At 71.1% G+C, this 14,496-nt stretch carries 14 protein-coding genes; 6 read left to right on the top strand and 8 right to left on the bottom strand.

The window, feature by feature from the left end; translation table 11 throughout:
- Positions 1-15: 15 nt before the first annotated feature.
- Positions 16-327, bottom strand: coding sequence for a hypothetical protein (locus tag OG595_RS36930; protein WP_329279807.1), 312 nt, complete (start codon positions 325-327; stop codon positions 16-18).
- 120 nt (positions 328-447) lie between these two features.
- Here OG595_RS36930 and OG595_RS36925 point away from each other — a divergent pair, with 120 nt between their 5' ends.
- Entirely contained in the window at positions 448-1,221 is a 774-nt protein-coding gene (locus OG595_RS36925; protein WP_329279804.1) for an enoyl-CoA hydratase/isomerase family protein, read from the top strand.
- 60 nt (positions 1,222-1,281) lie between these two features.
- Entirely contained in the window at positions 1,282-2,325 is a 1,044-nt protein-coding gene (locus OG595_RS36920) for an LLM class flavin-dependent oxidoreductase (RefSeq protein WP_329279802.1), read from the top strand.
- 114 nt (positions 2,326-2,439) lie between these two features.
- On the opposite strand, the gene OG595_RS36915 is transcribed toward OG595_RS36920, so the two are convergent.
- A complete protein-coding gene (locus OG595_RS36915) occupies positions 2,440-3,717 on the bottom strand; it encodes an amidohydrolase family protein (protein WP_329279800.1) in 1,278 nt (425 codons plus the stop codon).
- Between the two features lie 204 nt (positions 3,718-3,921).
- On the opposite strand from OG595_RS36915, the gene OG595_RS36910 reads away from it, so the two are divergent.
- The gene (locus OG595_RS36910) at positions 3,922-5,400 is read left to right on the top strand and encodes an aldehyde dehydrogenase family protein (RefSeq protein ID WP_329279798.1); all 1,479 of its coding nucleotides are present in this window, start codon (positions 3,922-3,924) and stop codon (positions 5,398-5,400) included.
- A gap of 126 nt (positions 5,401-5,526) precedes the next feature.
- Here the strand turns inward: OG595_RS36910 and OG595_RS36905 are convergent, their stop codons facing one another.
- Positions 5,527-6,699: a thiolase family protein gene (locus OG595_RS36905; protein ID WP_329279795.1), complete on the bottom strand. Its 1,173-nt coding sequence runs from the start codon at positions 6,697-6,699 to the stop codon at positions 5,527-5,529.
- A 130-nt stretch (positions 6,700-6,829) separates the two neighbouring features.
- Between OG595_RS36905 and OG595_RS36900 the strand changes: the two genes are divergently transcribed.
- From OG595_RS36900 to OG595_RS36890, 3 genes are read left to right on the top strand one after another with little or no spacing between them, the layout of a single operon-like run.
- Positions 6,830-7,960, top strand: a complete 1,131-nt coding sequence (locus tag OG595_RS36900) for an acyl-CoA dehydrogenase family protein (protein ID WP_329279793.1) — start codon at positions 6,830-6,832, stop codon at positions 7,958-7,960.
- A 24-nt stretch (positions 7,961-7,984) separates the two neighbouring features.
- Entirely contained in the window at positions 7,985-8,749 is a 765-nt protein-coding gene (locus tag OG595_RS36895) for an SDR family NAD(P)-dependent oxidoreductase (RefSeq protein ID WP_329279791.1), read from the top strand.
- A 7-nt stretch (positions 8,750-8,756) separates the two neighbouring features.
- Positions 8,757-9,524, top strand: a complete 768-nt coding sequence (locus OG595_RS36890) for an SDR family NAD(P)-dependent oxidoreductase (RefSeq protein ID WP_329279789.1) — start codon at positions 8,757-8,759, stop codon at positions 9,522-9,524.
- Between the two features lie 70 nt (positions 9,525-9,594).
- Here OG595_RS36890 and OG595_RS36885 read toward each other — a convergent pair whose 3' ends face one another.
- From OG595_RS36885 to mftE, 5 genes are all read right to left on the bottom strand, one after another.
- On the bottom strand, positions 9,595-10,284 hold the full coding sequence (locus OG595_RS36885; RefSeq protein ID WP_329279787.1) for a hypothetical protein: 690 nt from the start codon (positions 10,282-10,284) through the stop codon (positions 9,595-9,597).
- An 89-nt stretch (positions 10,285-10,373) separates the two neighbouring features.
- Positions 10,374-10,946, bottom strand: coding sequence for a flavin reductase family protein (locus OG595_RS36880; protein WP_329279786.1), 573 nt, complete (start codon positions 10,944-10,946; stop codon positions 10,374-10,376).
- Entirely contained in the window at positions 10,943-12,124 is a 1,182-nt protein-coding gene (locus tag OG595_RS36875; RefSeq protein ID WP_329279784.1) for a hydroxylase, read from the bottom strand. Before OG595_RS36875 ends, OG595_RS36880 begins: the two co-directional genes overlap by 4 nt.
- A 158-nt stretch (positions 12,125-12,282) precedes the next feature.
- Positions 12,283-13,767, bottom strand: a complete 1,485-nt coding sequence (gene mftF / locus OG595_RS36870; protein WP_329279781.1) for a mycofactocin biosynthesis glycosyltransferase MftF — start codon at positions 13,765-13,767, stop codon at positions 12,283-12,285.
- A complete protein-coding gene (gene mftE, locus OG595_RS36865; RefSeq protein ID WP_329279779.1) occupies positions 13,764-14,495 on the bottom strand; it encodes a mycofactocin biosynthesis peptidyl-dipeptidase MftE in 732 nt (243 codons plus the stop codon). The genes mftF and mftE overlap by 4 nt, the downstream gene beginning before the upstream one ends.
- Between the last annotated feature and the right edge of the window lies 1 nt (position 14,496).

The raw sequence follows: 14,496 nt of genomic DNA, 5'->3' as shown, positions 1-14,496 counted from the left end.
GGCCGCTCCCGCCCCTCAGTCCGAGGCCGGGAGCGGCTTGGCGCTCTTCATCGGCATGGGGACGCCGTTCACCGCCAGCGTGCCCTGCCCCTGCTTGGTGCAGAGCAGTTCCAGGCCGAGTTCCTCGGCGGCGTACCGCTTGCCGAGCAGGGAACCGCCCATCAGTCCGGGGTCGGCGGTGCCGGTGGCGGCGGGCCCCGGGCCGTTCCCCTCGGCCATGGCGGCCCCGCCGCAGGTGATCTCCAACTCCTGCTCCGGGCACCGAACGACGATCACCGCCGTGGTGTCGACCGTACTGGCGAGCATCTGTCCCACACGTGCCCTCATTGCAGGTCCCTCCGCGGATCTTGGTCCGTTCCGACGCCCAAAGTCCAGAAAAAAGTATACTACTTACCTCGATCACGTCGAGATGCCGAACTGAGACAACATGACGAACGGAGTTGGCGGATGGAACTCAGGACCGTCCTGTTCGAGGTGGCCGACCACGTCGCCACCATCACCCTGAACCGGCCCGAGGTCATGAACGGCTTCAACCAGCGGATGCTGGAGGAGTTCTCCGCCCTCTGGCAGACCGTCAAGGACGACGACGACGTGCACGTCGTCGTGTTGCGGGGCGCGGGCGAGCGGGCCTTCTGCACCGGCATGGACGTGAAGGAGGGCATCGACCGCCACCCCAACGTCTGGTCGCAGACCGACCCCGGCGAGTACCTCTCGCCGAAGCTGAACCAGGTGTGGAAACCCCTGGTCTGCGCGGTGCACGGGATGGCCGCCGGCGGCGCCTTCTACTGGCTCAACGAGGCAGACATCGTGATCTGCTCGGACGACGCCACGTTCTTCGATCCGCACGTCAGCTACGGGCTCACCGCGGCCATGGAGCCGATCGGCCTCGCCCGGCGCATCCCCCTCGGCGAGGCGCTGCGCATCGCGCTGCTCGGCCTGGACGAGCGCGTGTCGGCCACGCGCGCCCTTCAGATCGGCCTGGTCAGCGAGGTGCTCCCGCGTGCGGAACTGTGGGACCGCGCCGACGGCATCGCCCGCGTCATCGCCGCCAAACCGCCCGCCGCCATCCAGGGCACCGTCCGGGCGATCTGGGAGTCGCTCGACTCGACGCGCACCCAGGCGCTGCGCACCGGACTTTCGTACACGCAGCTCGGCAATCCCATCGGCAAGGCCGCGATCGACCGCGCCGAAGTGCCCCGGAGGCAGTGGACACTGCGCTGACACTCCCCTAGCCTGCATGAAAAGAGTGCACTTTATAGAAGTTCCGAAGGGGAGGCTTCCATGTTGTTCGGCATGCCCTGGCCGGGCCGGGACGTCGCACGGGAGGCCGAGCAGGCCGGGGTCGGCGCCTTCTGCGCCGGGGAGTTCGTCGACCACGACTCCTACCTCACGGTGGCCGACATCGTGGCGAACACCGAACACGCCCTGGCGGGCCCCGCCATCGCCTACGCGTTCGCCCGCACCCCCTACGCCCACGCCACCGCCATGCGACAGCTGCACGCCCAGGCGCCGGGCCGGGTGTTCCTCGGCCTGGGCAGCGCCGCGTTCCGGATCAACCGGGACTGGCTGGGCGTACCCGGCGAACGCCCCGTGGCCCGCATCGCCGAGACCGTCGGCGCGGTGCGGGCCTGGCTGCACGCGGAGAACGGCGAGAAGGTGCGCTACTCCGGGGAGTTCTACTCCCTCGACGCCGATGTGCGGGCGCCGGTGCTCGGCCGGCTGGACATCCCGGTCCTGCTCGCCGCGTTCAACACCGGTATGGCCGCGACCGCCGGCCGGGTCGCCGACGGGGTGGTCGGGCACGGCCTGTTCACCTCCTCGTGGTGGAACGACGTCGTACGGCCCTCGGTGGCACGCGGCGCGGGCGACGGCGACCCGGGCACGCACTCCCTCGAACACGGCTGGATCATCACGGCGGTCGACGACTCCGCGCCCGAGCGCGCCGTCGCGGACGCCCGCCGGATGATCGCCTTCTACCTCACGGTGAAGACGTACGACCCCTATGTGGCCCACCACGGCTGGGAGGAACCGGTCGCCCGGCTCCGCGCCGCGTTCCGGGCGGGCGACACCGACGCCATGGCGCGGGCGGTCACCGACGAGATGGTCACCGGGATAGCCGTCTGCGGGACGACCGCCGAGGCGAAGGACGCCCTCGCCCGCCGCGCCGGCTCGCTCCCCCGCGACGTCGGCTACTTCGCGCCCCCGAGCTTCATGGTGAGCGGACGGCGGCGGGCGGCGTACGCCCGGGCGGCCCTCGCCCTGATCGGCGCGGTGCCGGACACGCAGGAGACGCGGGACACGCCGGACGCACCGGCAGGCCCCTGACGTACGCGCGCCATGGACCGGCCCCCGGAGCGCGGACGCTCCGGGGGCCGGTCCATGGCGCGACCGTCCGTCAGCCGCGGATCAGGCGCGGTTCGGACGGGGTTCGGGGGAGGCTCAGGCGTCCTGCGGAAGCGGCGCGAGCTTCCTGCTCTTGTCGAAGTGCACGATGTCGGCCAGTGTGCCGCCGAGGATGGCCGCGCGGTCCTCGTCCGGGACCCCTTCGAAGTTCTCCGCGATGCACTCGGCGCTGTCGCGGAAGGTGCCCTCGGCGTGCGGGTAGTCGTTGCCCCACATGACCGTGGAGAGGCCGGTGATGTGCCGGGCCTTGACGGCCGTCGGGTCGTCCGCGAACTGCACGTGGATCTGGCGCCGGACGTACTCGGTGGGCTTGAGCGGGTAGGGCCACTTGTCGTTGATGGCGAACAGCCGCCCCATGGAGGGCTGCTCGGTCGGGGGACGGTTGTCGTCCCAGAAACCGAGCCACCAGTCGGGGTCCTGGCCGGTGCCGGTCTTCCACGCCTTGTCCATGTAGCCCATGAAGGAGACCAGCCAGCCGGCCGTGTACTCGATCAGGTTGAAGTGCAGGTCGGGGAAGCGCTCGCACACTCCGCCGCCGACGAGGCTGGCGATGATGCCCTGCGGACCGGCGACGGCCGACCCGACCGCGAAGCCCATGGTGCGGCCCGCCACCATGTCGTCGGTCAGGTTGCCCTTGCCCATGTTCATGGCGTTCATCAGGCCCCGGACGGTCACCGCCGTCTCGGACACCTCCTCCTTGACCTTCACCCCGCCGGTCGCCACGTGGATGAAGACCGGCAGTCCGTGCGCCTGCGCGGCGGCCCAGACCGGGTCGTACTCCCGCGAGTAGAAGGGCATCGGCGGGATCTCCGGCACGAGTATCGCCCCGAGGCCCAGCCGTGCGATCCGCTCGATCTCCTCGACGGCCTCGGGCACGTTCGTGAGGGGGATCGCCGCCGTCGGGCGCAGCCGGTCCTTGTACGGCAGGTACCGCTCGACCAGGTAGTCGTTCCAGACGCGGGCGTGCGCCATGGACAGTTCGTGGTCGTCGGTGAACAGGACGAACAGCGAGAGGTTCGGGAACATCACCGAGGCGTCGACGCCGTCGATGTTCATGTCCCGGAGGATGTGCTCGGGATCGCCGTCCGGTGTCTCCCCACCGGTCTGACGGTATTTGGAGATGGTCCAGCCGTCGAACCCGATGGTGTGCAGTTTCTTGAACTCCGTGTGCCCGCCCGGCACGATCGGCTCGTCGAGTGTGAACTCCTCTTCCCAGAGCGCCCGTTCACGCAGGTTTTTGGGGAGCCGGGTCTTGAAGAGATCAACCGGCTCGATGATGTGCGAATCGCCGGAGACGACAAATTCCTTGAACACAGGCGGTACCTCTTTCGAACATCGTCGTTCGCGCAGAATCCACCCCGCGGATGAGGCCGAAGTTACCTGTACCGATCGGTCTAGTCAATGATTCAGCATACGGATTGACGGCCCGAAGCGTTCAAGAATCCTGACAGACGCCTGACGCGGGGCCGATCAACACGCCCCCTTCCCTCAGGGCTGCAATTAAGTACACTCAACTGCATGACGACGGCTTACTCGTTCTCTTCCCAGCTCTACATTGACGGGCGTCGTACGGACGGTGATTCGGACGCGTCCCTCCTCGTACGCAATCCGGCGACGGAAGAATTGATCGCCGAGGTTCCCCAGGCCTCGCTCTCCGATGTGCGACGTGCCGTCGAGGCAGCGCGTCGGGCTTTCGACGAGGGCCCGTGGCCCCGGCTGAAGCCCGCCGAGCGGGCCGCGGTCCTGTTGCGCATGGCCGAGGAGATGGAGCGCAGACTCCCCGACCTCGTCGCCGTCAACATCGCCGAGGCGGGATCGGTCCGTCCGCTCGCGGAGAGCCTGCAGACCCGCGTCCCGGTGGCGCACCTGCGCGACATGGCGGAGCGGGTCATGCCGGCGTTCGCCTGGGACCGCCCGATGCAGCCCACCGTCGCGCCGGGCATCGGAATCTCCCAGGGGGTGCTGCGCCGCGAGGCGTTCGGCGTGTGCGCCCTGATCTCCGCCTACAACTTCCCCTTCTTCCTCAGCATGATGAAGGTGATCCCGGCCCTCGCGGCGGGCTGCACCGCCGTACTCAAACCGGCGCCCGCGACTCCTCTGGAGTCCCTCCTGATCGGCGACTTCGCCGACGCCGCCGGGCTGCCGCCGGGCGTGCTGAACATCGTGACCGGCGACATCGAGGCCGGCCGCGAGCTGACCACCCACCCCATGGTGGACCTGGTCAGCTTCACCGGGTCGGACACCGTCGGGCGCACGGTCTACGCCCAGGCGGCGGCCTCCCTGAAGAAGGTCGTCCTGGAACTCGGCGGCAAGTCGGCCAGTGTCGTCCGCGCCGACGCCGACCTCGACGGCGCCGTACGGTCCGCGCTGGCGGGCATCACCACGCACGCCGGACAGGGCTGCTCACTGCTGACCCGAACGCTCGTCCACGAGTCCGTCCACGACGAACTGGTCGCCCGGCTGAGCGAGGGGCTCGCCGCGGTCCGGGTCGGCGATCCGGCGGACCCGGCCACCACCATGGGCCCGCTGATCAGCGAGGCCCAGCGGGACAAGGTCGAGAAGCTGATCCGCGTCGGCGAGGAGGAAGGGGCCCGGATCGTCCACGGCGGCAAACGCCCGGCGGGCCTGGACCGGGGCTACTTCATGGAGCCCACCCTGTTCAGCGGTGTCGACAACTCCATGACCATCGCGCGTACGGAGTTCTTCGGACCGGTCGGCGTCGTCATCCCGTTCGCCACCGACGAGGAGGCGGTACGGATCGCGAACGACAGCCCGTACGGCCTCGCCGGGGCCGTCTGGAGCGCCGACACCGTGGCCGCCCACGAGATCGCGGCGCGCATCCGGACCGGCGCCGTGACGATCAACGGCGGCAGCGCCGGAGTCAACTCGCGGGCCGCCTTCGGCGGATACAAGCAGAGCGGACTCGGCCGGGAGTGGGGCGAGTTCGGGCTCGACGAGTATCTGCAGACCAAGACGGTCAGCTGGGCCGCACGGTAGCGCTCCGCTGGAAGGGCGGGCGTGGATCCGCGGGTGGGCGGGGGGCTGGTCGCGCAGTTCCCCGCGCCCCTGTCGGGGCGCCGGCGCGCACCCGAATGCAGCAGGCCCGCGCCCGGGGAAGCGCCCTCACACCGTCAGCACCATCGCCGAACCCATGCCACCGCCCGCGCACATCGCCGCGACCGCCGTCCCGCCGCCCCTGCGGCGCAGTTCGTGCGCCAGGGTCACCACCATGCGGGTGCCGGTGGTCGCGATCGGATGGCCGAGACTGCATCCGCTGCCGAACGGGTTGACCCGCTCCGGATCGAGACCCAGTTCACGGGTCGTGGCCACGGCAACCGCCGCGAAGGCCTCGTTGACCTCGAAGAGGTCGACGTCCTCGACGCCGAGCCCGGCCCGGCCGAGCGCCTTGCGGATCGCGGCGATCGGCGCCAGCCCCGTCTCGACCGGGTCGACGCCGACGCTGGCCCAGGCCCGTACGGTCGCCAACGGCGTCAGTCCGTGCGCGTCGGCGACGTCCGAACCGGCGACCACGACCGCCGCCGCGCCGTCGTTGACCCCGCTGGAGTTGCCCGCCGTGATGGAGAAACCCTCGATCTCGGGGTGCAGCACCTTCAGCGCGGCCAGCTTCTCGCCGGTGGTGTCGCGCCGGGGATGCTCGTCGGTGTGGAAGAGCGAGGTCGCCCCGTCCCTGCCCGTGACCTTCACCGGCACGATCTCATCGGTGAAGCGGCCCGCGTCGATGGCCCGTACGGCCCGCTCGTGCGAGCGCAGCGCCCACGCGTCCATCTCCTCGCGGGTGAGGCCGGCCAGCCGGGCGGTGTTCCAGCCGACGAGGACGCCCATGTCGTTGTTGGGGGCCTCGGGCGTCGGTACGTGGGTCGGCGCCATCCAGGGGTCCTGCCAGTCGTCGGTGCCCGGGATCCGCCACCGGGCCACCGGCGCCGTGGACGACGAGTGCGTGCCGCCCGCGACGACCACACGGTCCATTCCGGCCCGTACGCTCCCGGCGGCGGTCGCCACGCTGGCCAGCCCGGAGGCGCAGTGCCGGTTGTGGGCCAGTCCGGGTACGTGGGTCAGTCCGGCCTGGAGAGCCGCGTACCGGGCGATGTCCCCGCCCCCGGCGAGGGACTCGCCGAGGACGACGTCGTCGATCAACTCCGGCGGAAGGCCGCTGCGGTGGACGGCCTCACGCACGACGACGGTGGCGAGTTCGAAGGCGCTCGTGTCCCGCAGGGTTCCCCGTCGGGCGGTTCCGATCGCGGTACGGCAGGCGGAGAGAAGTACGGCATCAACCATGGAATTAAGAGTACTTAAATCAAGGAGAGATCGACAGACTCTCCACGGATCCCCATCAAAATCTGCGGTCAGGCGCCGATCACCGGTCGAGCATCTCGACCAGATCCGTAAAAGAGGATACCTTGTTACGGTGAACTTCGAGCTCAGCGCAGAGCAGGGCATGTTGTGCGAAGCCTCGCGCGACCTGTTGGCGGACCGGGCCCCGATCGAGCACGTACGGGCGTGGCTGGACCGCGACGAGGACGTCGACCCCGAGGTGTGGCGGCTCACCGCCGACCTCGGCTGGCCCGGGCTCGGCCTGCCCGAGGAGTACGACGGCAGCGGCCAGGGGCTGGTAGAACTCGCCCTCGTCGCCGAGGAGTTGGGGTACGCCCTCGGGCGGGGTCCGTTCGCACCCACCGCGATCGTCGGCCGGGCACTCGCCGTCGAGGGCTCTCCCATCCTGCGGTCCGAGGTGCTGCCCGTCCTGGCCGCCGGATCGTCCTGGGCCACCTGGGCGTTCGCCGAGCCGCGGGCTCCCTGGTCGCTCGACGGCCTCCGCGCCACCGCCCGCGCCGTCGACGACGCGTACGTCCTCGACGGGGTGAAGACGGCGGTGCAGGACGCCGGCGGCGCCCACTGGCTGCTCGTCACGGCACTGCACGACGGCGTGCCGGCCTCGTTCCTCGTCGACCGTGACGCCCCGGGCGTCACGGTCCGGCGCCAACGCACCCTCGATCCGACCCGCGCGTTCCACGAGGTCCGCTTCGAGGGCGTACGCGTTCCGCACGACCGCCGCCTCACCTCCGGGCCCGCCGGCATCCAGCGGCTGCTCGACGAGGCGTCGGTGCTGCGGTGCGCCGACGCGCTCGGGGTGATGCGGCGCCTGTTGGAGCTCACGGTCGAACACACCACGACCCGCGTGCAGTTCGGGCAGCCCATCGGCACCTTCCAGGCCGTCAAGCACTCCGCCGCCGACATCGCACTCCTCGTGCACGGTGCCCGCGCGGCCACCCACTACGCGGCGATGGCCGCCGACGCGGGCACCGACGACGCCGCCCGCGCTGCCTGTGCCGCCGCCTCGTACGTCTCGGCGGGTTCCGGCGAGGCCGCGGCCCGGGCGCTCCAGCTGCACGGCGGCATCGGCTTCACCTGGGAGCACGACCTCCATCTCTTTCTGCGCCGCGCCAGGGCCGACAGCGTCCTGTACGGCGACGCGGCCGTACACCGCGACCGGCTGTGCGCCCTGGTGCAGGCCTCTCCCGCAACCGCATCCTCCTGAGCGCACAGACCCGAAAGGTTCCCGATGGAGATCAAGGGCAAGAAGGCCGTGGTGTTCGGCGGCGCCTCCGGCATGGGCCGGGCCACCGCCGAGCTGCTCGCGGCCCGCGGCGCCGAGGTCGCCGTACTCGACCGTCCGGCGTCGGCGGGCGCCGAGGTGGCCGCCGCGTTCGGCGGAAGCTTCCATCCCGTCGACGTGACCGACTTCGAGGCGACGGAGAGCACGCTGGGCGACGCCGTGGAAGCCCTCGGCGGGCTGCACGTGTCGATCACCACCGCGGGCGGCGGCAGCGTACGGCGGACGCTCGGCAAGGACGGGCCGCACGACCTGGAGACCTTCCGTCGAGTGCTCGACCTCAACGCCGTCGCCACCTTCAACGTCAGCCGGCTGGCCGCCGCGCACATGAGCCGCAACGAGCCCGAGGAACCGGACGGTGAGCGGGGCGTCATCGTCAACACGTCGTCGATCGCCGCCTTCGAGGGCCAGATCGGCCAGGTCGCCTACTCGGCGGCCAAGGCGGCGATCGCCGGCATGAGCCTCACCATGGCCCGCGATCTCGGCTCCCTCGGCATCCGCGTCGTCGCCATCGCGCCCAGCCTTTTCGAGACGGGTGCCACCGAGCGGATCCCCGCCGAGGTACGGGCCGCCCTGGTCAAGGACGCCGCGTTCCCCCGCCGCCTCGGCCACCCGGAGGAGTACGCGAAGCTCGCCCTCGCCGTCGTCGACAACCCGATGCTGAACGGCCAGTGCCTGCGTCTGGACGCCGGCCAGCGGTTCGGCCCGAAGTGAGGTCCTGATGCCGGAAATCTCCCAAGACGCGGAACACCGGGGCAAGGTCGCCCTCATCACCGGCGGCGGCCGGGGCTTCGGCAAGGCGTTCGGTGAGGCCCTGTCCGGCCTCGGCGCGCATGTCGTGCTCGCCGACCTCGACGGCGACGCCGCGACCGGGGCCGCCGCCGAACTCACCGCGAAGGGCCTGGGCGCGACCGGGGTCACCTGCGACGTCGCCGACGAGGACGCGGTCGGCGCGGTAGTGAGCGCGATCGTCGAACGCCACGGCGGACTGGACATCCTGGTGAACAACGCGGGCCTGCACGCCGCCTACAACAGGCCGTTCACCGAACTGGGCCTGGCCAAGGTCCGGCGAGTCCTCGACGTCAACGTCATGGGCACCGTCATCTGCACGCTCGCGGCCCAGCAGGCCATGCGGGGCCGGCCCGGAGCCTCGATCGTCAACATCTCGTCGTCGGCGGCCTACGCGAACCGCAGCATCTACGGAGTGTCCAAGCTGGCCGTGCGCGGCCTGACGGTCTCCTTCGCGCGCGAGTTCGCCGCCGACGGCATCCGGGTCAACGCGATAGCGCCCGGCCTGATCTTCACCGACGCCGTACGGGCTCAGCTGTCCGCCGCCGAGGCCGAACGCGTCCTGGGCGAGCAGATCCTGCGGCAGGAGGGCCGCGAACAGGACATCGTCGAGGCGCTGCTGTACCTGGTCTCGTCGAAGTCGTCCTTCGTCACCGGCGAGACGCTGCGCGTGACGGGCGGGTTCGCGCTCTCCGTCTAGCCCTCTTCACCCCTCAACACGGCTGTGGCCCCGCGACATTCGTCGCGGGGCCACAGCCGTTCCGGCCGTCCTACACGGTCACCGGTTCGTCGGCCGGCTTGTCGGCCAGCTCCTTCTCATCGTCCGTGATCGCTTTCAGCAGCACGTACGGTGTGGCGATCTTCCACACGGCATAGGCGACCGAGGGAATGATGTTCGCGAGAAGTCCGTTCCAGGCGAGCGGCCCGTCCTGGTTGAGGAAGATGAAGGCGCCCGGGATGAGCGTCACTCCCAGCACGACGCTCAGCCAGCCGTACCAGCGCGGGAAGAGCGGCTTCTCCCGGGTGTGGTCGATGAACGCGGCGTATCCGATCGACCAGACCTGGAGGACGAAGACGCAGGCGTTGCCCACGAACATCAGCCAGAAGATGTCGACCATCGCGGTCAGGACGTCGGCGGAGTGGGCCTCCGGACGGTAGGCCGCGGCGGCGAGGATCGCCAGCGGGAAGAAGAACCCCGCCGGGGCCATGATGCCCGTGGTGAGCTGGGTCATGGACAGCAGCCCCCAGCCGCCCTCGACCCGGCGCAGCTGCATGCTCGTCACGATGACGTACGGGTACTCGAACGGGATGAGCAGAACCATCAGGGCGACACAGGTGAGGATGCCCGTGCGATGGTCCTTGAGGAAGGCGACGACGTCCTCGGGGCTCTCCGTCGGGCTCATCGGCGGCGTGAGGTGACCCACGGCGAACGCGACGAGGAATCCCACGAAGAGGATCACGCCACACCACGCCGAAATTCTCTGGAGTCTTATGTAGAGGTCTTTCTTCATTGCGGCTCCCTTGTGTGCCGACCGGTTTCCACCGGTGTCTACCGACCGATCTCGTCCCAGCCGACGAGCCTGTCCATGAGCACGCTCGCGCTCGACAGGTAGTCGCCGTATCCGCTCCGGAAGAACAGCAGCGGGGTTTTCATCGACTCGACGCGCAGGTCCCGGACCCGCCCGACGACCAACAGGTGATCGCCGATCTCGACGACCTGTTCGACCGTGCAGTCGACCCACGCGATGATCCCGTCCAGCACGGGATTGCCCAGGTCCGACGCCTGCCATGGGACGCCTTCGAACCGTTGTCCGGCCGGCCCCGTCGCCAGTTGCCGGGACAGCCGTTCCTGGTTGCCCGCGAGCGCGTTGGCGCAGAAGCGGCCCGCGGCCCTGATCGTCCGCAGGGTCGCGGAGGAGCGGTCGGCCAGGAAGGACACCAGGGGCGGGTCCAGCGACACCGAGGTGAAGGTGCCGACGACCATTCCGTGCGGCCGTTCCCCGGTGTCCGTGGTGGTGATCGCGACCACGCTCGTGGGGAAGTTGCCCAGGACGTCACGGAACCGGCGCCCGTCGATCGCGTGCGCGTCCACCGTCCGGGAGTGCGTCGCGCCCTCGCTCATATCAGGATGCGCATCGGTTCGGGCAGTTCGAGGCCCATCGCGGCCAGCGCGTTCGCGTGATACGCGGCTCCCGGCACATGGATCATGTGCTGGAGTCCGACGTGCGCGTCGCGCCAGTACCGCTGCATCGGGTTGCCCTTCCGGATCGCGTTGCCGCCGGAGCGGGCGAAGATCTCGTCCAGGGCGGCGACGGCCCGCCAGGCACAACGGACCTGGTTGCGCCGGACGTCGGCCCGGTCCTCCAGGCTGATCGGCTTGCCCGCCTCGACCTGGTCGTACAACCGGCTGATGCCGTCGAGGAGTTGCACCCGGGAGGCGGCGATCTCGGCCGCGGCCTCGCCCGCCGCGTAGAGGACGTACGGGTCGTCGCGCACCTGGACGCCGGTCACGGCGACCCGCTCCTTCTGCTGCGCCAGGTGCAGGGCGAGGGCGCCCTCGCAGATGCCGACGACGGCGGCGGTGATGCCGAGCGGGAACATCGAACTGAACGGCAGCTTGTAGAGGGTGTCGGTCAGCCCGACCGCCTCCGCCGCGGTGCCCTCCTGGACCATCTCCTGGCGGACCGTGCGGTACTCGGGGATGAACGCCTTGTCGACGACGACGTCCTTGCTGCCGGTGCCGGACAGGCCGACCACGTCCCAGGTGCCGTCGATGATCTCGTAGTCCTCGCGGGGCAGCACCACGTGCAGCACCGTGATGGGGCCCGCCGGCCTGCCCTTGCCGTCCCCGAGCAGCGCGCCGAGGAAGTCCCACCCGCAGTGGTCGCTCCCCGAGGAGAACGGCCAGCGACCGCTGAGGACATAGCCGCCGTCGACCGGGTCGGCGATGCCGTTGGGCATGTACGGCGAGGCGATCCAGGTGTCCGGGTCGTCGTTCCAGACCTCCTGCGCCAGCTTGGGGTTCATCTGGGCGAGCTCCCACGGGTGCACGCCGACCACACCGCACACCCAGCCCGCGGCACCGTCGTGCCTGGCGACCTCCATGACCGCCTCGGCGAACTCCCGGGGGTGGGCCTCGTAGCCGCCGTACGCCTTCGGCTGCAGCATCCTGATCACACCGGCCGAGCGGAGCAGTTCCACCGTCCGGTCGCTCAGTTTGCCGAGTGACTCGTTCTCGTCGGCGAGTGCGGCCAGTTCTGAACCCAGCTCCTCGACACGACCGACCACTTCATGCGTCACTCCGCACACCTCCTGGTGACTGATCCATCGCGTACGCCGCACGTCCCCTGCGGCGGGATGTCCTCAGTGTCGTGACGCCTCCCGGGGCCCGCTGAGCGCTTTCCGCTGACCGGGACAGGCCGGCTTCGCTCAGGTTCGCCTGGCGATGTCAGCGCCGGTCACCGCTTCGGACCTGTCTTTCTGCCGGGGGTCCGGGGGGTTGTCCCCCGGGAGAACGCAGCGCGGGTGACGCGGGGCCGCAGCGCGGCGGTGGAACGGCCCTTGAGGGCGGAGAACCACACGCCGGCGCCGTACGCGAGGTCGTCGAGGCGGCGGGCGACGCCGTAGCGGAGCGGGTCCAGTGAGTCGTCACCGCGCCGGTACTCAAGTGCGATGTCGGCCAAAGCGGCGACCGCCGCGGCCCGGCGCATCCGCCGGGACACCAGACAGCCGACGGCGGTGAGCGGCCACCAGTGCCGGGTGAGCAGCGCGGAGGTCTGCGTCAGGGTGGCGAGCGCGCCGTTTCCCGCGAGCGGCACGGCCAGCCGGTACGGATGCCGGGTGCCGTCGAACTTACGGCCGATGCGCAGGACGACGACCCCGAGGACGGCCCCCGCGACCGGTGCCGACCAGCGCCGTTGGGCGAGCAGCGCGGCGGCGAACGCCGCGCTCCAGGGCGCGAACACGGCCGGTGCGATGAACTCGGGGTGCCGCAGGGCGAGCGGATGCGCCCCCGTCCCGTACACGGCCTTGCGCAGGAACCAGTCGCCCACGCGCGCCCGGTGCTCGTGGGAGGCCCGGACTGCGGGCTCGTAACGCACCCGCAGCCCCGCCCGGACCAGCCGCCAGCACAGGTCGACGTCCTCCCCCACCCGCATCCCCTCGTCGAATCCGCGCCCGTCCCGCAGCGCGTCCACCCGCACCACCGCGCAGGCCGTGGGCGCCCAGGAGACGGGCGTGCCGGGCCGCACCGCGGCCGGGTGGGCGCCGAGGTCGAGGGAGGACCGGGTGTTCTCGTACCGCTCGATCCAGGTGGTGGCTCCACCGGTCAGACCGGTGATGCGGGGTACGGCCATGGCGACCCGGGGATCGGCGAAGTGCCGGAGCAGGGTCGGCACCGTGTCGGGGTCCAGCACGATGTCGGAGTCGGCAAGGACGGCGTACGGCGTGGTCACGTGGCGGAGCCCGGCGTTGCGCGCACCGGCGGGGCCGGCGTTCGTGTCCAGGGCGACCAGCCGGGCGCCGTGCCGGGCGGCGACGGCCGCCACGGCCGCCGGGCGCCGCGAGGCGTCGTCGACCACGATCACTGGAGGTCGCGTGCCGCCCGTACCGCCGGGCTCTCCTGCGCCGATGCTGCCCAGGAGCCGGTCCAGTTGACGTGGACGGTCGCGGACCGGGATCACTACCGTGTACCGGGGATCGGGCGGCAGCGGCAGTGAGCCGACGACGGGATGGGCCAGGCCGCGCTCGACCAGCCGGTCCGCGAGGAGGGCGCTCGCCGCGTCCCGTACGGGAACCGTCCGGCCGACGAGGAGTCCGCGGGCCCGTGGCGTCAGCCGCAGCAGCCGGGTGGGGAATCCGCCGACGAGCGCGCGGCCCCCGTCGACGACCCTGGTGTGCCGGTCGAAGGCGACGACCACGCCGGCTCCGACGGGAAGCGTCATCGGCGTACGGCCCCGGACGTGCGGGCCGGATCGGCGAGGCGGCCCCGGTCGTCGACCGTCCAGGCGCCGATCCGGCGGACCGTGGCCGACACCATCGCGTCGAGCGTCCGGCGGCCCTCCTCTGCGGAGGCCCCGGCGGGATCGCCGAGTACGCCGGAGGGCGAGACCGCGCGGACGCCGTGGGCCACGAGGTCCGGCAGGAGGTCGACCACGGGGCGCGTGTCGCCCGCGACGGCGGCGCCGAGCCGTACGCGCTCGGGGTCCAGGTGCAGCATGAGGGAGGTCTCCGTGCGGCCGGCGTGCGCGTCGCCGCCTGGTGTCCCGCAGCCGGTCCAGGCGATGTCGTGACCCTCGGCACGCAACAGGCCGAGGGCCGTGTCGAGGGTGGCGGTGTTGCCGCCGTGCCCGTTGACGAACACGACACGGCCCGCCCACAGGGCGAGGGAGCGCGTCAGTTCGACGACCACCGCGCACAGCGCCTCGTGGCCGATCGAGACGGTCCCCGGGAAGTGCGCGTGTTCGCCGCTGGCGCCGTAGGCCACCGGCGGCGCCACCCACGACCCGGGCAGGGCCTCCGCCGTGCGCTGTACGACGGCACGGGCGACGACGGTGTCGGTGTCGAGCGGCAGATGCGGACCGTGCTGCTCGGTGGACCCGACCGGGACGAGGACCGGCGCACCGGACGGTACGGCCGGCCAGACGGCGTCGGCCAGGACGCGCGCCGCCATG

It is taken from the genome of Streptomyces sp. NBC_01451 (assembly GCF_036227485.1).
Taxonomy (GTDB): domain Bacteria; phylum Actinomycetota; class Actinomycetes; order Streptomycetales; family Streptomycetaceae; genus Streptomyces.
The sequence above is the reverse complement of the archived record's forward strand: the minus strand, read 5'-3'. Positions and strand labels throughout refer to the sequence as shown.